Here is a 15,984-nt window from a genome sequence, read left to right on the forward strand (position 1 = left end):
CTCCGCAATGGTTATGTCACCTTCGGCGTGTTCAACCGCATCTACAAGATCTCGGACGAGGCCATCCGGGTGTGGTCGAAAGTGATGCGCGAGGTGACGGGTTCGAAGATCATCATCAAGCATACCCTGCTCGACGATCCCATGCTGCGCGACAACCTGATCGCGCGGTTCGTAGCACAGGGCATTGCCGAGGAGAATGTCACCTGCCTGGGCTCGTCGCCGCGCCACGAGCACCTGCTGGCGTTTGCGAACATCGACATATCGCTCGACACGTTCCCGCAAAACGGCGGCGTCAGCACCTGGGAATCGCTCTATGCGGGCGTGCCGGTCGTAGCCAAGCTCGGCAACGGTGCATCGTCGCGCGCCGGCGGGTCGATCGTGGCTGCGGTCGGTCTCAATGACTGGGTCGCCGATAATGACGAGGGCTATGCCGCGATCGCATCCAAATATGCGGCACAGCCGGCGCATCTGGCGAAGCTGCGCGCGGACTTGCCGGCTCGGATCGCGGCTTCGCCTGCCGGCAATGTCGAAATCTACACGGCCAGGGTCGAGGCGGGTTACCGCCAGTTCTGGCGCAACTATTGTGCTGCGGCCTCGGAAGGCGGCGAGGGCGCCTGACCGTGCCGGGTGGAGCGAAGCCTCGAATCGCGCCGGCCACCTTAGTCCTCCGGAAACCATGCGGCGCTGCGCGACCGTGCAGGTTCATGGCTCCGAAAGCTATCTCTGGGCATGTGGCGCCAAAAAGGGTGCGCTAATGCTCGGTTTCGTCTTCGGCTTGAACGCCCGGCTCGGGCGATTGCATTTCTTCCTCGCGACGGTCGCGCTTGCGATCGTGATGACGGCGATCTGCTTTGCAATCGCAATGGCCGTGCTGAACAACACCTCGCCCGGCGCGATCCGACCCGAAGACCTCACCAAGAGCTGGGCGATGATGGTCGCAATCGTGTTCTTCGGAGTTGCGACCGTCACGCTGCAATCGATGCGCATCCGCGACATCGGCTGGGATCCGGCCTGCGTGGTGCCTGCCTGGTTCGCGCTCATGATCGTCGACCATGTCGTCCCGGGCCGGTTTCCGGCCTGGGCAATTGGGCAGGAGCACCAGGCAACGGCGATCGGCGCGCTCGTCAACCTCGCGCTGATGCTCGCGCTCATGTTCTGGCCGAGCGGCGACAGCGAAGGCTCCTACGGCGCTCCCCTCCCGCCGCGCACGCGCGCGAACAAGCCTTCGCTATCGAACGAGCGCCTCGCGCGGGTGTCGCAGGGATCGTCGCGGCCGACTTGGGGCTAGACGAACGGCAGCTTGATGTTGCTGCGCTTCTCCAGCCATTCAGGCACCGGAAGGCTCTTGGCGCGCATGAAGTCGGCGTTGAACAGCTTCGACTGGTAACGGCTGCCAGAATCGCAGAGCACGGTGACGATCGTCTTGCCGGGCCCGAGCTGTTTTGCGAGACGCATCGCGCCGGCAACGTTGATGCCGGTCGAGCCGCCGAGGCACAAGCCTTCGTGCTGGAGCAGTTCGTAGATCACCGTAACTGCTTCCGCATCGGGAATGAGATAAGCGTCATCGACCTTTGCGCTCTCGACGATTGCGGTCGCGCGGTTGAGGCCGATGCCCTCGGTGATCGAGCCGCCCGGCGTCGCCTTGGCATCGCCCGTTCTGAAATATTCATACATGCCGGCGCCATGGGGATCGGCGCAGGCGATCCTGACGTCCTTGCTCTTCTCTTTCAGGAAGCGGCTGGTGCCGGCGAGCGTGCCGCCGCTGCCGACCGAGCAGACGAAACCGTCGATCTTGCCGCCGGTCTGCTCCCAGATCTCGGGACCTGTGGACTCGTAATGCGCCTTCGCATTGTCGAGGTTGTTCCACTGGTCGGCGAACAGCACGCCGTTCGGCTCCGTCTTGCGCAACTCGTCGGCGAGGCGGCGGCCGACATGCTGATAGTTGTTCGGATTGGAATAGGGCAGTGCCGGTGATTCCAGCAGCTCGGCGCCGCACAGCTTCAGAAAATCCTTCTTCTCCTGGCTCTGCGTTTCCGGGATCACGATCAGCGTGCGGTAACCGCGCGCGCTGGCCACGACCGCAAGGCCGATGCCGGTATTGCCGGCGGTCGATTCCACCACGAGACCGCCGGGCTTGAGCTCGCCGCGCTTCTCGGCCTCAAGGATCATCCATTTGCCGGCGCGATCCTTCACCGACTGGCCGGGATTCATGAACTCGGCCTTGCCCAGGATGGTGCAGCCGGTCAGTTCGGAAGCGCGCTTGAGCTTGATCAGCGGGGTGTTGCCGATGGCTTCGACAACGTCGTTGTTGATGGTCATGTCTGGGCAAATCACTGGCAAAGGGGTTGATCAGGTTGGCCAGAACCTAGTGCTTGGGAGGCCAAAGGGGAAGGCTTTTGCGCTGCGGCGAAACCGGCGGAAGTGCCCGTCGAAGCAGTGAAATTCTTGCGAGGGACGATGGCCGATGATGCTGGGCTACGCGGCGCCGACAACAGTAGGAAGATCGGGTCGGACTCTGCCAAAACATGGAAGATTACGGCCGTCGTCAGCGCACTCGCGACAATTCATCGCCTTTGGGCGGGACGCGTCGATAACGACGCGCGTGGATAGCCTGCAGAAGCCGGCAGACATATCGGCACGACGAATGCCTGTTTATTTTCGACGGTAAACAACCTCGTGGACCGGCTCGGCCGGCTTCGCGACCAGCTCTGAAGCCGGATTGCGAGCGCTACGGACGAATTAAAGCCACTGAAGTTGGTGTGGCGGCAATATCACATGAAATGTTGGTAAGCTTGAATGCGCTCCGGAACGGCTTCGAGATTCAAGAAAGTACTGCAGGACAGAGACTTTTTTCAATTTGTTCGCCGCGGGATCGTCGCACTTTGGCGACCATCTCGCAACTGCGGGACTGTCCCGCTGTTCCGCACCCGGCTAGTATGGGTGTCCGGTTCCGTAGAAAGCCTCACCTTGTGAACGAGTTGTCCAAAGCCCCCCGACTGTGCCGCCGCGAATCGGTTACTCCAGCTGCGCGGTGGCGGCTCGATCTGCCCGGCGGGGGGTATGTGTGACACAGGATGTTCCTGCGATCGCTGTGCGGCGGTCTCCAGGCGCCACGTCCCGGACGCGACGTGCGGCGCGCTGGCTTGCGGTCGTTTGCCTTGCCGCCGGCTCGGGCGCTTGCGTGTTGACGCAGGATCTACCTGATCCCGCGCTCGACGTTCCCACGCAGTACAAATACGCGGGCAAGGCGGATGCCCCGCCGTCGCTGGATTGGTGGCGCAGCTTTCGCTCGGCGGAGCTGACACAGCTGATGGAAGAGGCGCAGACCGTCAACCTCGACATCGCCGCCGCCGTTTCCCGCATCGTCGAGGCTGACGCGCAGGCGCGGCAGGCGGGTGCGGCGCTGCTGCCGAGCCTTTCCGGCACCGGGCAGGAGGCCTATTCGCGCACCTCCGGCTCCTCCGCCTCGGGGCTCACCAATGGCGGCCGTGAGGTCGTCAACTACCAGGCTTCGCTGAGCGCAAGCTACCAGCTCGATTTCTGGGGCCAGAACCGGGACGCCCTGCAAACGGCGGAAGAGACGGCAAATGCCAACCGCTTCGATCGCGACGTCGTTGCGCTGACCACGCTCGCAGGCGTCGCTAACGCTTACTTCCAGGTGCTGGCCTCGCAGGATCGCATCCGGACGTCACAGCGCAACATCGCGAGCGCGCAGCGCATCCTCGATGCCGTCAGGGAACGGCGCAAGGCCGGCACCGGCACCGATCTCGACGTCGCCCAGCAGGAGAGCGTGCTCGCAAACCAGAAGGCACTGGTGCCGCCGCTGCGCCAGACGCTCGACCAGAACGTCAATGCGCTTGCAGTCCTGGTGTCGCGGCCGCCGGAGAGCGTGCGCGTGCTCGGGGGCTCGCTGAACCGGATCGCGATTCCCCGCGTGACGCCCGGCCTGCCGTCGGAGCTCTTGACGCAGCGCCCCGACATTCGCCGGCAGGAGGCCCAGCTCGCCTCCGCCACCGCGAACGTCGGCAATGCCCGCGCGCAGTTCTTTCCGACCATCCAGCTCACCGGCAATGGCGGCTATCAGAGCTCAGCCCTGGTCTCGCTATTCCAGCCGCATGCGGCCTTCTTCCAGCTCGTCGGCAGCGCGACGCAGCCGATCTTCGACGGTGGCAAGATCCTCGGCAATTTCGAGTTTGCCAAGGCGCGGCAGGACGAACTGCTCCAGACCTACCGCAAGACCATCATCCAATCGTTCGCCGATGTCGACAATGCGCTGTTCTCGATCAAGCAGACCACGATCAGGCTGCAATTGCAGCGCGATGTCCTCAACGCCTCCCGCCGCGCATTCGATCTCTCCGAACAGCAATTGCGCGCCGGCACCGCCGACATCGTCACCGTGCTCAACACGCAACTGACCCTGTTCCAGGCGGAAGACGCGCTGTCGCAGGCGCAACTTGCCCGCCTTCTTGCTATCGTCAGCCTGTATCAGGCGCTCGGCGGCGGCTGGGAGCCGAGGATGGAGAAACCGGTCAATGCTCTTTAAGCCGGATACGAAGCAAGGCGCGAAGGAGGGAACGGCGAAGAAGTCGCGCGGGCGCGGCTTCATCATGACCCTGATCACGCTGGCGATCCTCGGCTGGCTTGGCTACTACGGCTGGAGCACCTGGCACCAGCAGCCGCAGCAGGCGAACGGCCGCAACCAACGGCCCGATCTGCCGGTACCAGTGCTGGCGGCGACGCCGCGTATCCAGGACGTTCCCGTTTATCTTGACGGCGTCGGCGCGATCCGCGCGCTCAACACCGTGACCGTCCGCTCGCAGGTCGACGGCAAGCTGATCGCGGTGAATTTCACCGAGGGCCAGGACGTCAAGAAAGGCGACGTGGTCGGCGAGATCGACCCGGCGCTCTACCAGGCGACGTACGATCAGGCCGTCGCCAAGAAGGCCCAGGACCAGGCCCAGCTCGCCAACCAGCGTATCGACCTCACGCGCTACGAGCAGTTAGCTGCCTCCAATGCCGGATCCAAGCAGCAGGCCGACACCCAGCGCGCGCTGGTCGCGCAGACGGAGGCGCTGGTGAAGGCCGATCAGGCCGCGATCGACAATGCGGCGGCGACGCTGAGCTACACCAAGATCGTGGCGCCGATCTCGGGCCGCGCCGGCCTGCGCCAGGTCGACCAAGGCAACATCATCCACGCCTCCGACACCACCGGCCTCGTGGTGATCACGCAATTGCAGCCGATCGCGGTGTGGTTCAGCCTGCCGCAGCAGCAGATCATGCGGGTCAACGCCGCGGCGGCGAAGGGCGCGCTCGCGGTCGACGTGTTCGGCAATGACGGCCTCACCGTGATCGACACCGGCAAGCTCACCGGCATCGACAACCAGGTCGACCAGACCACGGGAACGCTCAGGCTCAAGGCCGAATTCCCCAACGCCAATTACCAGCTCTGGCCCGGCCAGTTCGTCAATGTCCGCCTCAAGGTCGAGACCTTGACGCAGGCGCTGGTGGTGCCGACCTCGGCGGTGCAGCGCGGACCGATCGGCACCTTCAGCTATGTCATCGGCGAGGACAACGTGGTTGCGGCCAAGCCGGTGACGGTGACGCAGCAGAACGAGCATGACGCCGTGATCGCCAGCGGCCTGTCGGCGACCGACAAGGTCGTCACCACCGGCTTTGCCAATCTGTCCGATGGCTCCAAGGTGGTCATCGGGCGCGACGACCAGACCCCGTCGGCCGATCTGGCGCCGCGCAAGCGCTCGCGCGGGCCGGATGGTCAGAAGAAGGACGGCGCAAAAGACGGCCAGAAGGACGGACAAGACAAGGACGGCGAGTTCCGCGGCAAGCGCAAGAGCAGCGAAGGCGACCAGAAGGGCCAGACCGGACCGGCACCAGGGCCTCCGTCAAGTCCTGGTGCATCGGGAAGTGGAGCCAAGCAGCCATGATCCCGACAACAGCCGCCTGAGCGGCAGGCGCATCCCATGGGCGTCTCCGAACCCTTCATCCGACGGCCGATCGCGACCTCGTTGCTCGGCATCGCGCTTCTGATTGGCGGGCTGCTCGGCTATTTCGCGCTGCCGGTGTCCGCGCTGCCGCAGGTCGATTTCCCGACCGTGCAGGTGACGACGCAATTGCCCGGTGCGAGCCCCGACGTGATCGCCTCGCTGATCACCGCGCCGCTGGAGCGGCAACTCGGCCAGATCCCGTCGCTGTCGGCGATGAACTCGACGAGCTCGTTCGGCGTCAGCCAGATCTCGCTCCAGTTTGATCTCAACCGCGACATCGACGGCGCGACCCAGGACGTCCAGGCCGCGATCAACGCTGCGGCCGGCGTGCTGCCCAAGACGCTGCCTTATCCGCCGACCTACGCCAAGGTGAACCCGGCCGATGCGCCGGTGATGACGTTGGCGCTGCGCTCCGACACGATCTCGTTGCGGGCGATGAGCGACATCGCCGACACGCTTCTGGCGCAGCGGCTGAGCCAGATTTCCGGCGTCGGGCGCGTCTCTGTGCTCGGCGGACTGAAGCCAGCCGTCCGCATCCAGGCGGATCTCGCGCGGCTGGCCGCCTATGGCATCGCCATGGAAGACCTGCGCACCGCGATCGCCAATGCCAACGTCTCCGGGCCGAAAGGCTCGCTCGACGGCGCGCAGCAATCCTACATCATCGCCGCCAACGACCAGATCGCCGCCGCCGACGCCTACAAGCCCGTCATCATCGCCTACCGCAACGGCTCCCCCGTCACCATCGCCGACGTGGCGCAGATCGTCGATGGGCTCGAGAACGACCGCACCGGCGGCTGGTACCAGGGCTCGCCCGCCGTCATCATCGACATCCAGCGTCAGCCGGGCGCCAATGTGATCGACGTCGTCAGCCAGATCCGCGCGGAAATCCCAAAGGTTCAACGCGCTATTCCGGCCGGCGTGAACCTCACCATCGTCTCCGACCGCACCGTCACCATCCGTGCCTCGGTCCGCGACGTGCAGTTCACGCTGATCCTGAGCGTCGTGCTGGTGACGCTGGTGGTGCTGCTGTTCCTGCGTTCGCTGCGGGCCACGCTGATCGCCGGCGTGGCGCTGCCGCTGTCGCTGATCACCAGCTTCGGCATCATGTATTTCGCCGGCTTCAGCCTCGACAATCTATCGCTGATGGCGCTCACCATCGGCACCGGCTTCGTCGTCGACGACGCCATCGTCATGATCGAGAACATCGTCCGCCACATGGAAAACGGCGATAGCGCGATGGAGGCTTCGCTAAAGGGCGCCAGCGAGATCGGCTTCACCGTGATCTCGCTGACGGTGTCGCTGATCGCGGTGTTCATCCCGCTGCTGTTCATGTCGGGCCTTGTCGGCCGCATGTTCCGCGAATTCGCGCTGACGCTGACGATCGCCGTCGTGACTTCGGCCGTCGTCTCGCTGACGCTGACGCCGATGATGTGCTCGCGCCTGCTGAAGCATGCCCATGAAGAGCTGGCAGTGCCGGGTCTTGCCGCGGTCAGCCGCTTCATCGACCGCACCGTCGAATTCTATCACCGCACGCTGCTCTGGGTGCTGGAGCGCCAGCGCGCGACGCTGGTCGTGACCTTCGCCACGCTGATTGCGACCCTGGCGCTCTATGTCGTCGCGCCAAAGGGCTTCCTGCCGCTGCAGGACACCGCCTCGATCACGGCGGTGACGGAAGCCGGTCCGGACGTGTCCTTCGCGGAGATGCAGAAGCGGCAGGCCGCGGCGGCCGACGCCATCAAGGCCGACCCCGATGTAACAGGCGTGGTCTCGGTGATCGGTGCTGGTTCGGTCAATCCGACCACCAATGTCGGCCGTCTTGTCATGACGCTGAAACCTCGCGGCGAGCGGCGCGATGATGTCAGCGTGGTCATCACCCGGCTGAAGGAGCGAGTGGCCGCCATCCCCGGCATGACCGTCTATTTCCAGCCGGTGCAGGACGTGCAGATCTCGACCCAGTCGAGCCGCTCGCAATACCAGTACACGCTGACCGGCACCGACGCTGCCCTGGTGTCGGAATGGGCGCGCAAGCTGGTTGCCGAGATGCGGCGCGATCCGCTGTTCCGCGACGTCTCCTCGGAGGCGCAGGAAGGCGGTCTGCGGGCGCAGCTCACGGTCGATCGCACCCGCGCCGGCCAGCTCGGCGTCAGCCTCCAGGGCATCACCGACACGCTCAACGACGCCTTCGCGCAGCGGCAGATCTCGACCATCTACGGCCAGGCCAACCAGTACCGCGTGGTGCTGGAAGCGCTGCCGATGTACCAGCGCGATCCCTCGATCCTGTCGAAGCTCTATCTGCCGGGCGCGGCGAGCGCGACTGCCGGCGCGCCCAACGCACAGGTGCCGCTCTCCGCCGTGGCGACGCTGACCCGCACCACCGCGCCGCTCGCGATTTCGCACCAGGCGCAATTCCCGTCGATCTCGCTCAGCTTCAATCTCGCCCCGGGCGCGGCGCTCGGCGACGCTGTCGAGGCCGTTAAGACCATCGAGACCCGGATCGAGATGCCCAACAGCATCGTCGGCGTCTATGCCGGCGACGCCGCCGAATTCGCCAAGGCGTTGGCGGGCCAGCCCTGGCTGCTGCTCGCCGCCGTCATCACGATCTACATCGTGCTCGGCGTGCTCTATGAGAGCTACATCCACCCGATCACGATCCTCTCGACGCTGCCCTCGGCCGGCGTCGGCGCGATCCTGGCGCTGATGCTGTGCGGGCAGGATCTCTCGGTGATCGGGTTGATCGGCATCATCCTGTTGATGGGCATCGTCAAGAAGAACGCGATCATGATGATCGATTTCGCGCTCGAGGCCGAGCGCGGGCAGGGGATGCCGGCGCATGAGGCGATCGTGCAGGCCTGCCTCTTGCGCTTCCGCCCGATCATGATGACGACGCTGGCCGCGCTGTTCGGAGCGCTGCCGCTGGCGATCGAGAGCGGCACCGGCGCCGAGCTGCGCTTTCCGCTCGGCATCTCCATCATCGGCGGCCTGCTGCTCAGCCAATTGCTCACGCTCTACACCACGCCGGTGATCTATCTCGCACTCGACCGCATCAACCGCCGCCTCGAGCAGGCGCTGCCGCCGGCGGAGTCCGGCGGGCCGCCCGTCGCGGGCGCGACCGAGGGGATGCAGTGATGGCATCGATCTCGGAGCCCTTCATCCGCCGCCCGGTCGCGACCACGCTGCTGTCGATCGGGTTGTTCCTGCTGGGTATTGTGGCCTACGAGTTCCTCCCGGTCGCCTCGGTTCCGAACGTCGATTTCCCCGCCATCTTCGTTTCCGCCAGCCGTCCCGGCGCCGACCCGTCCGTGATGGCCGCGACGGTCGCCTCGCCATTGGAGCGGCGGCTCGGCGAGATATCGGGCATCAACCAGATCACCTCGACCTCGTCGCTCGGCACGACCAACATCCAGCTCCAGTTCGACATCGGCCGCAACATCGACAAGGCCGCACGCGACGTGCAGGCGGCGATCAACGCGTCGCTCGTCGACCTGCCCAGCGATTTGCCGACGCTGCCGCGCTTCCGCAAGGCCAACACTGCCGGCGCTCCCGTGTTCGTGCTGGCGCTGACCTCGAAGACGCTGTCCGCAAGCGCGATCTACGACGTCGCCGATACGGTTTTGGCGCAGCGCATCTCGCAGGTGCCGGGCGTCGGCGACGTCACGGTGTCCGGCGCCGATCAGCCGGCGGTGCGGGTGCAGCTCAATCCCGTTGCGCTGTCGAACGCCGGCATCGCCACCGACGACGTGCGGACTGCGATCATCAACGCCAACCCGCTCGGTCCGGTCGGCATCTTCAACGGCGAGCGCCAGAGTGAAACGCTGTCGCTCAACAGGCAGATGCGGACCGCGAAAGAGTTCCGCGACATCGTCATCAAGAGCTCGAACGGCAATTTCGTCCGGCTGGCCGACGTCGCCGACATCGAGGACTCCGTCCGCAACGCCCGTTCCATCGCCTGGTTCAACAAGCAGCCGGCGGTGCTGATCCAGATCACCAAGCAGGGCGATGCCAATGTCATCGACACCGTCGACCGGGTGAAGGCGTTGATCCCCGCGCTGAAGCAGTGGATTCCGGCCGGCGTCGATATCTCCACTTTGGTCGACCGCACCAGCACGATCCGCGCCAGCGTGCTCGACATGCAGTGGACCTTGTTCGCGACGGCCATTCTCGTGATGGTCGTCGTGTTCGTATTCCTGCGGCGGCTCACGCCGACGATCGCGGCCGGAATCTCCGTGCCGCTGGCGCTGGCCGGGACCTGCGCCGGCATGTGGGTCGCCGGCTTCTCGATCGACAATCTGTCGCTGATGGCGCTGGCGATCTCCGTCGGGTTCGTGGTCGATGACGCCATCGTCATGATCGAGAACATGTACCGCAACCTCGAGCACGGCATGCGGCCGCTCCAGGCGGCATTGGACGGCGCCCGGCAGATCGGCTTCACCGTGGTGTCGATCAGCCTGTCGCTGATCGCGGCCTTCACGCCGCTGATCTTCATGGACGGCATCGTCGGCCGGCTGCTGCGCGAGTTCTCGCTGACGCTGACCTTCGCGATCCTGGTCTCGACGCTGGTGTCGCTCACGGTGACGCCGATGATCTGCGCGCACTATATCCGGCAGACCACGTCCGGCACGGCGACCCTGTTCGACCGGATCATCGAGGGCTCGCTGTCGCGCATCGTCGCTTTCTACACCCGCTCCTTGCGCACCGTGCTGGAATATCCGCTGCTGACGCTGCTGGTGTTCTTCGCCACCATCGCGTTGACGGTGACGCTCTACATCAAGATCCCCAAGGGGTATTTCCCGACCGACGATTCCGGCTTCGTTATCGGGGCGACGCGTGCCTCGGCCGACATCTCGTTTCAGTCGATGCTGAGCCTGCAGCAGCGGCTCGCCGACATCGTGATGCAGGATCCGGCCGTGGCCGGCATCGGCTCCACCGTCGGCAGCGGCGGCGGGCCGGGCGGCGCGACCTCCAATCGCGGCACCATGTTCATCAGCCTGAAGCCGCCGGAGGAGCGCGACCACGTCTCGACCCAGGTGGTGATCGACCGTCTCAGGCGAGCGTTATACCCGGTGCCCGGCATCCGCCTGTTCATGTTCGCCGCCCAGGACGTGCGCGCCGGCGGACGGCAGAGCGATTCCGACTACCAGTACACGCTGACCAGCACCGATCTCGGGTTGCTCCAAAAGTGGGCGCCGATCGTGGCCAAGCGCATGGAGAGCGTCGAGGGCATCACCGACATCTCCAGCGACCGTGATCCCGGCGGGCTTCAACTGACCTTGTCGATCGATCGCCAGAAGGCCTCGGCGCTCGGCGTCCGCGTCCAGGATATCGACAACGCGCTCAACAATGCGTTCTCGCAGCGGCAGATCGGGATCATCTACACCCAGCGCAACCAGTACATGACCGTGCTGGAGATCGACCCGAAATTCCAGGTCGACCCGTCCAACCTCGAACGCATCTATGTCGCCGGCGCGGGCGACGCGCAGGTGCCGCTGTCGGCCGTGGTGCATGCGACGCGCGGGCTGGCCGCGCTCGCGGTCTATCATTCGCAATCGTTCCCATCGACCACCGTGTCGTTCAATCTGTTGCCGGACGTGCAGATCCAGGCCGCAACGCAGAACATCCAGCGCGCGGTCGAGGAGCTGCACATGCCGGAGGGCATTCGCGGCAGTTTTGACGGCAATGCCGGGGATTTCGCCAAGACCAGCGGCCGCCAGCCGCTCCTGATCCTCGGCGCGCTGGTGGCGATGTATATCGTGCTCGGCGTACTCTATGAGAGCCTCGCCCATCCGCTCACGATCATCTCGACGCTGCCCTCGGCGGGTCTGGGCGCGCTGCTGGCCTTGCAGCTCACCAACACGCCACTGACGGTGATCGCCTTCGTCGGCATCATCCTGTTGATCGGCATCGTCAAGAAGAACGGCATCATGATGGTGGATTTCGCGCTCGATGCCGAGCGCCAGCGCGGCCTGTCTTCGGCGGAGGCGATCTTCGAGGCCTGCCAGGCGCGCTTCCGGCCGATCCTGATGACGACGATGGCGGCGCTGTTCGCCGGCATTCCACTGGTGGTCGCGACCGGGCCCGGCACGGAGCTCCGCCGACCTCTTGGCATCACCATCATCGGTGGGCTGTTCGTGTCGCAGATCCTGACGCTCTACACCACGCCCGTGATCTACCTGCTGATCGACCGCCTGCGCCGACGGCGCGAGCCGCGCCCGCTGGCCGCGCCGGCGGAATAGGCGGGTTGTTGAACCGCCCTGCAAAGCGTATAGCGGCGACCATGTCGCACCCCACCGCCGCCGCGCCGGCCGATCCGATCCCCGAATGCCCGCACTGCCAAAAGCCGATGCCGCTGTGCATCTGCGACAGCGTCACGCCGCTCAAAAACCGCCTTGGACTCCTGATCCTTCAGCATCCGCAGGAGCAGGACAGGGCGCTCGGCACCGCCCGGCTGCTTGCGAAGCATTTCGCCGGTGCCACGCTGCGGGTCGGCTTGTCCTGGCCGAGCCTGTCCAAGGCGCTGGGGCAGCCGATCGAGAACGCCTCGCACTGGGCCGTGCTCTATCTCGGCTCCGCGCACGCCGCCGATCTCGAGGCCGAGGGCGAAATCCTGGCCCTCAACCGCAAGGGCGAGGTCGCGGACAACCAGCGCGCGCGCCTCGGCAAGCTCGAAGGTGTGGTGCTGCTCGACGGCACCTGGAGCCAAGCCAAGGCCCTGTGGTGGCGCAATCCCTGGATGCTGAAATGCCAGCGCGTCATCCTCAATCCGGCCGCGCCATCGCGCTACGGGCGCCTGCGCAAGGAGCCTCGGAAGGACGGACTGTCGACCATCGAGGCCGCAGCGACGATCCTCTCCGTTCTGGAGAAGCGCCCGGACATCGCCGAGACGCTGAATGCCTGTTTCGAACGGATGTTAACCCGCTACCGCGAGGTTCAGACCGAGATGCCCGAATTGGCGCCAAAGCCGCCGGTCAAGGACCGCCGGCGCGGTGTGCGGCGGGGCAAGCGAGCCTGAATCCGGTCCGGATCATCCATACGGCCGATTGTCCCGCGAGAGGCGGGCGAATAGAGACCATCGGCCAACAGGCCGCGATCTGCTATCCTGTCGCACCATCGGAACGCCGGAAGCGGAAAGGGCCGTCGCATTCAGCTTGCAGCCAAGGAGATCCTTGCCCAGGCGGCGCGGTTCGATCGTTGGGGCACGCTTGCCCTGATGGACATTTCGCTGCGCTACCGGCGCACTGTGATCGGCCCGCTCTGGATTACGCTGACGCTCGCTGCGACCATTGCCAGCGTCGGCACGGTCTATGCGGCACTGTTCAGGCAGGACATCGCGAGCTTTCTGCCGACCTTCGCTGTCGGCCTGATTGTCTGGACGCTGATCGCGACGACGCTGCAGGAAGGTTCCAACATCTTCGTGGCTTCAGGCCATTTGATCAAGGCCGTGCCGGCGCCGCTGATCGTGCATGTGCTCCAGATGATGGCGCGCAACGTCCTCATCTTTGCGCATCATCTGGTGATCGTCGTCCTGCTCTATCTCGTGATGCCGTGGCCGCTGCATGCGAGCATGCTGCTCGCGGTGCCGGGCATTGCGATCCTGCTCGTCGTGCTGCTCGGCGGCTCGGTTGCGCTCGGCATGCTCTGCGCGCGGTTTCGTGACATCGGCTCGGCGATCGTCAGCGGCCTGCAATTCGTATTCTTCCTGACGCCGATCATCTGGACCGAGGACACCGTGCGCGGCACCGCGTTTTATTGGCTGATCCGCGCCAATCCGTTTGCAACGCTGCTCGATCTGGTCCGCAGGCCGCTGCTGTCGCAGCCGACCGATGCGGAGCAGTGGCTGCTCGGGATCATCTATGCGGCCGTCGTGGCCGTCATCGGCCTCGGCTGCTACGCGAAATACCGCCATCGCGTGGCGTATTGGCTGTGAGGCGCGAGATATGACCCCCGCAGCTCATATCGCGCTTCGCAACGTCTCGGTGAGGTTTCCGGTGCTGTCGTTCCGCGACCGCTCGCTGCGCAGCCGGTTCGTCAGCGCCGTGACGCTGCGGCGGAACACAGCGGTCCCGCACATCGTCTCGGCGTTGAACGACGTCAGCCTCGATATCCGTGCCGGCGACCGCGTCGCCATCATCGGCGCCAATGGCGCCGGCAAGACCACGCTGCTTCGGGTGCTCGCCGGCATCTACCATCCGACGTCCGGCAGCGTGGACGTGCTGGGCCGCTGCCAGCCGCTGTTCGATCTCTCGGCCGGATTCGACGAGGAAGCGACCGGCTACGAGAACATCATGCGGCGCGGGCTCGTGATCGGCGCACGGCGCTCCGAGATCGATGCCCGGCGCGCGGAGATCGCCGAATTCACCGAGCTCGGCGACCGGCTCGACCTGCCGCTGCGCACCTATTCCAGCGGCATGATGCTGCGCCTGATCTTTGCGGTCGCAACCGCCGTCGAGGGCGAGATCGTGTTGCTCGACGAATGGATCGGCGTCGGCGACCAGCAGTTCCGCAAGAAGGCGCGGCAGAGGCTCGACGAGATCGTCGTGCGCGCCGGCATTCTGGTGCTCGCCTCGCACGACGTCGCGCTGATCAAGAGCACCTGCAACCGCGCGATCCTGCTGGAGGAGGGGCGGATCGTGGCGGCCGGCGCAACCGATGAGATTCTCGGCCAATATCTCGGCGGCGCGAAGGCGTAGCTGCCCGGTCGGGGTTGCCTAAACCCGTGATCCCCTATATTGCTCCGCCCTCGTTGGGGCCACGTGGCGGAGTGGTTACGCGCCGGTCTGCAAAACCGTTTACTCGGGTTCGAGTCCCGACGTGGCCTCCATCACAACCTCCTGATATCTCAGCAATATTCGATCGTGTCGCGCCTGCTATGGGCCCGCGCGAGCGATGCATGCTGGCCGCGCACACCGGGTTTGCCCGGGGCCCGGTGGAAACCCGTCATTCAGCCTGCTGGCATAGTCTTCGCATCTGCGAAGTGATGCATCCCAACGATCGAGCGCTGGAGAGCACGTGAGCGAAATCGTCCGATTTGTCCCGAAATGCGAGCTGGAGCGGGCTCGCCTCATTCGCGAGGCCCGCGCGATCTATGACAGCATCTTTCCGCCGGCCGCACCCGACCAGGCGCCGCAGGACGGCGGAGAGCGCGTCAAGACCTGATCGCGGGCATGCCGAATCTCGCGGCGTAGGGCCCATAGCAAAACGCCCGCAGAGCGCGGGCGCATCGGCTCACGGTGAAATTGGCCTTAGCAGGCCGCGTACCAGCCGTCGGGAAACGGCAGCAGGGGCCATGCGCCCTCGTTGTCATTGGCGGCTTTGGGCTTCGCGTAATAGGTCCACGAGCGCGGCACGAAATCCTCCCCCGGCACGACCGCCAGATCGTCATGGACTATGGCGTCCTGGACGGCATCCAGCAGCAAGTTGAATTCGGCTTCGCTCATCACACCCTCCGGACCGGATGGCGCAATGTCGCAAAGCCGGCTTGTTTCCCGATTGAGCCGATCGTTCGCATTTTAACGATCGGCGAATCTGTTCCCGATTGGTTAGCGATTGATGAAATCCCGTTGGGAAACTTAGGTTCCTGCCGGATGCCCGCAGTGTGAAGGAGGTCACATCTTCGGCTGTTTATTTCTCCTACCCGTTCGCACACCGGCCAACACAGGCCGGCGGGCAGGGCAGAACGGGAGACTGGTCATGAAGGCGAGGTTCTTGCGGTTTGCGGGTGTGAAAAGCCGGGCGCGTCGCGCCTCGACGGTCGGGCTGTTCCTGACGCTGTTTGCCTCCGCCGCCCATGCGCAGCAGGGAACGCCCGAGCAGCGCCGGGCCTGTACCCCCGACGTCTACCGGCTCTGCGCCCGCGAAATCCCCAATGTTCGCGCCATCACGGCCTGCCTGCGCCGCAACAGGCCAAGCTTGAGTGAGGCTTGCCGCACCGTGTTCGATCAGGCCGGCGGCTGACATACCGGCCCTGTGGGCTTGTGCGCAGCAAGTG

At 65.2% G+C, this 15,984-nt stretch carries 11 protein-coding genes, 1 tRNA gene and 2 pseudogenes; 12 read left to right on the plus strand and 2 right to left on the minus strand.

All coding sequences use genetic code 11. From position 1 onward, the window contains the following. Positions 1 to 618, plus strand: a pseudogene (locus N551_RS35300) (acetylglucosamine transferase); the annotation flags it as partial. 136 nt (positions 619 to 754) lie between these two features. Beyond that, positions 755 to 1,288, plus strand: coding sequence for a DUF805 domain-containing protein (locus N551_RS0110125; protein ID WP_027566888.1), 534 nt, complete (start codon positions 755 to 757; stop codon positions 1,286 to 1,288). On the opposite strand, the gene N551_RS0110130 is transcribed toward N551_RS0110125, so the two are convergent. Further along, a complete protein-coding gene (locus N551_RS0110130) occupies positions 1,285 to 2,319 on the minus strand; it encodes a cysteine synthase A (RefSeq protein WP_027566889.1) in 1,035 nt (344 codons plus the stop codon). The genes N551_RS0110125 and N551_RS0110130 overlap by 4 nt on opposite strands. Before the next feature lie 772 nt (positions 2,320 to 3,091). Between N551_RS0110130 and N551_RS0110135 the strand changes: the two genes are divergently transcribed. From N551_RS0110135 to N551_RS38700, 9 genes and pseudogenes are all read left to right on the plus strand, one after another. Further along, a complete protein-coding gene (locus N551_RS0110135; protein WP_027566890.1) occupies positions 3,092 to 4,543 on the plus strand; it encodes an efflux transporter outer membrane subunit in 1,452 nt (483 codons plus the stop codon). Next, positions 4,533 to 5,942 (plus strand): efflux RND transporter periplasmic adaptor subunit, encoded by a 1,410-nt coding sequence (locus N551_RS0110140; protein ID WP_027566891.1) that lies wholly within the window; start codon positions 4,533 to 4,535, stop codon positions 5,940 to 5,942. The genes N551_RS0110135 and N551_RS0110140 overlap by 11 nt, the downstream gene beginning before the upstream one ends. Before the next feature lie 36 nt (positions 5,943 to 5,978). Beyond that, the gene (locus N551_RS0110145) at positions 5,979 to 9,128 is read left to right on the plus strand and encodes an efflux RND transporter permease subunit (protein ID WP_027566892.1); all 3,150 of its coding nucleotides are present in this window, start codon (positions 5,979 to 5,981) and stop codon (positions 9,126 to 9,128) included. Continuing rightward, complete coding sequence (locus N551_RS0110150) at positions 9,128 to 12,232, plus strand: efflux RND transporter permease subunit (protein WP_027566893.1); 3,105 nt, start codon at positions 9,128 to 9,130, stop codon at positions 12,230 to 12,232. The genes N551_RS0110145 and N551_RS0110150 overlap by 1 nt, the downstream gene beginning before the upstream one ends. A gap of 41 nt (positions 12,233 to 12,273) precedes the next feature. After that, positions 12,274 to 13,008, plus strand: a complete 735-nt coding sequence (locus tag N551_RS0110155) for a tRNA-uridine aminocarboxypropyltransferase (protein ID WP_027566894.1) — start codon at positions 12,274 to 12,276, stop codon at positions 13,006 to 13,008. A gap of 198 nt (positions 13,009 to 13,206) precedes the next feature. Beyond that, positions 13,207 to 13,923, plus strand: a complete 717-nt coding sequence (locus tag N551_RS0110160; RefSeq protein WP_027566895.1) for an ABC transporter permease — start codon at positions 13,207 to 13,209, stop codon at positions 13,921 to 13,923. 166 nt (positions 13,924 to 14,089) lie between these two features. Beyond that, positions 14,090 to 14,686: pseudogene (locus N551_RS0110165) on the plus strand (ABC transporter ATP-binding protein); the annotation flags it as partial. Positions 14,687 to 14,743: 57 nt separating this feature from the next. Beyond that, positions 14,744 to 14,817: transfer RNA gene (locus N551_RS0110170), tRNA-Cys, on the plus strand. A gap of 188 nt (positions 14,818 to 15,005) precedes the next feature. Then, complete coding sequence (locus N551_RS38700; protein WP_197031124.1) at positions 15,006 to 15,152, plus strand: hypothetical protein; 147 nt, start codon at positions 15,006 to 15,008, stop codon at positions 15,150 to 15,152. Between the two features lie 86 nt (positions 15,153 to 15,238). Here the strand turns inward: N551_RS38700 and N551_RS0110180 are convergent, their stop codons facing one another. Next, the gene (locus N551_RS0110180) at positions 15,239 to 15,433 is read right to left on the minus strand and encodes a hypothetical protein (protein ID WP_027566897.1); all 195 of its coding nucleotides are present in this window, start codon (positions 15,431 to 15,433) and stop codon (positions 15,239 to 15,241) included. Positions 15,434 to 15,686: 253 nt separating this feature from the next. On the opposite strand from N551_RS0110180, the gene N551_RS0110185 reads away from it, so the two are divergent. Continuing rightward, a complete protein-coding gene (locus tag N551_RS0110185) occupies positions 15,687 to 15,950 on the plus strand; it encodes a hypothetical protein (RefSeq protein ID WP_027566898.1) in 264 nt (87 codons plus the stop codon). Positions 15,951 to 15,984 lie beyond the last annotated feature (34 nt).

Source organism: Bradyrhizobium sp. URHA0013, from assembly GCF_000518345.1.
GTDB lineage: Bacteria > Pseudomonadota > Alphaproteobacteria > Rhizobiales > Xanthobacteraceae > Bradyrhizobium.

What these genes read in the sequence shown, in the direction of transcription:
- N551_RS0110145 (WP_027566892.1), top strand. Translation starts at nt 5,979, where the DNA reads ATGGGCGTCTCCGAACCCTTCATCCGACGGCCGATCGCGACCTCGTTG.
- N551_RS0110180 (WP_027566897.1), bottom strand. Translation starts at nt 15,433, where the DNA reads ATGAGCGAAGCCGAATTCAACTTGCTGCTGGATGCCGTCCAGGACGCC.
- N551_RS0110150 (WP_027566893.1), top strand. Translation starts at nt 9,128, where the DNA reads ATGGCATCGATCTCGGAGCCCTTCATCCGCCGCCCGGTCGCGACCACG.
- N551_RS0110185 (WP_027566898.1), top strand. Translation starts at nt 15,687, where the DNA reads ATGAAGGCGAGGTTCTTGCGGTTTGCGGGTGTGAAAAGCCGGGCGCGT.
- N551_RS0110130 (WP_027566889.1), bottom strand. Translation starts at nt 2,319, where the DNA reads ATGACCATCAACAACGACGTTGTCGAAGCCATCGGCAACACCCCGCTG.
- N551_RS0110140 (WP_027566891.1), top strand. Translation starts at nt 4,533, where the DNA reads ATGCTCTTTAAGCCGGATACGAAGCAAGGCGCGAAGGAGGGAACGGCG.
- N551_RS0110125 (WP_027566888.1), top strand. Translation starts at nt 755, where the DNA reads ATGCTCGGTTTCGTCTTCGGCTTGAACGCCCGGCTCGGGCGATTGCAT.
- N551_RS0110160 (WP_027566895.1), top strand. Translation starts at nt 13,207, where the DNA reads ATGGACATTTCGCTGCGCTACCGGCGCACTGTGATCGGCCCGCTCTGG.
- N551_RS0110155 (WP_027566894.1), top strand. Translation starts at nt 12,274, where the DNA reads ATGTCGCACCCCACCGCCGCCGCGCCGGCCGATCCGATCCCCGAATGC.